At 43.8% G+C, this 1,482-nt stretch carries 1 protein-coding gene; it reads left to right on the top strand.

Translation table 11 applies throughout. The features are described from left to right. The first annotated feature begins 107 nt into the window (after positions 1 to 107). Complete coding sequence (locus FTU71_RS14465) at positions 108 to 1,433, top strand: ISNCY family transposase (protein WP_096902756.1); 1,326 nt, start codon at positions 108 to 110, stop codon at positions 1,431 to 1,433. Positions 1,434 to 1,482 lie beyond the last annotated feature (49 nt).

Genomic DNA, 1,482 nt, shown 5'->3' with positions numbered 1-1,482 from the left:
TGTAACTCCAAAATAGAAATGTCCGGTTTCTCCAAAGTAAAAATGTCCGCTTTTAGAATATGCGCTGTTGCAATTTTCTTAGCGGACGGTTTGATATGTTGGTGTCTATGTCGGATAAAGAACTTAAACGATTGTCGGTCTTGCAAGAAATCTGTGATCAACGCATAACCCAGCCCCAGGCTGCTCAGCTACTTCATATTTCAGAACGTCAGATCAGACGTTTATTGCAAAAATACAAAACTCAAGGTCCAACTGCATTAGCCCATGCTGCACGTGGCCAAATCAGCAATTCCAGGCTTCCTGAAGAGCTCAGACTCAAGTGCCTCAATCTGGTCGCTGAACAATTCCATGGTTTCGGACCCACTTTAGCGCATGAAAAGCTCACCACCGTTCATGGCTTTGATATTTCAGTTGAAACACTGCGTTCCTGGATGATTGCAGCAGATCTGTGGATTCCTCGCGCCAAGCGCCTGAAACGCCCGTATCAGCCTCGTTACAACCGGGATTGCTTTGGTGAACTGATCCAAATTGATGGCTCACACCATGACTGGTTTGAAGGACGCGCTGCTAAGTGCTGTTTGCTGGTGTTTATCGATGATGCGACAGGAAAATTGCAGCATTTACGCTTCTGTGAATCAGAATCAACCTTTGACTATATGATTTCAACACGTTTATATGTCGAACAGCACGGTAAGCCTTTAGCGTTTTACAGCGACAAACATTCAGTCTTTAGAGTGAATCAAAGCAGCAAGAAAGACACCAAGATTACCCAGTTTGGACGTGTACTCAGCACCCTCAATATCGATATCATCTTCGCCAATTCACCACAGGCCAAAGGCCGTGTAGAACGGGCGAATAGAACGCTTCAGGACCGTCTGATCAAAGAAATGCGCTTGGAAGGCATCTGTTCGATTGAGCAAGCTAATGCCTGGCTACCCTGCTTCATTGAGCAGTTCAATCAGAAGTTCGCCAAGATGGCTTTTAATCCTAAGAATCTACATCGGCCTATCACTGAAACAGCCGAAGAATTAGATGATATTTTTACTTGGCGTGAACCCCGCAGAGTCACCAATAGCCTGACGATTACTTATGATAAATGCGTATATCTCCTGGAAAACACCGAAGAAAATCAAAGGTTGATCGGTAAGTATCTTGAGTTCCTGGAATACCCGGATGGTACTGTAGCCCTCATGCATGATGGCCGAAAGATCAATTACAGCCTCTTCGATAAATTAAGTCAGCTGAATCAGCGAGAGATTGTTGAGAATAAACGGTTGAGTGCTGTTCTGAATCATATCCAACAACAGCATGAAGAACTGGAACAGCAAAACAAACGTAATCGTTCTCAAAAGATGCCAAGCAGACGTGCACAGAAAACAGCGATTGAACAACGAAATCTAAATCCTGTGCTTGACTTGGAAATGTCCATATAGGACATTTCTATTTGGTTATTAGGTAGGACATTTCTACTTGGGAATAACA

Origin of the sequence: Acinetobacter sp. YH12136, from assembly GCF_013418545.1 — a bacterium.
Classification (GTDB): Bacteria; Pseudomonadota; Gammaproteobacteria; order Pseudomonadales; family Moraxellaceae; genus Acinetobacter; species Acinetobacter towneri.
Note: the sequence above shows the minus strand (reverse complement) of the source record. Positions and strands in the feature narration are given on the sequence as shown.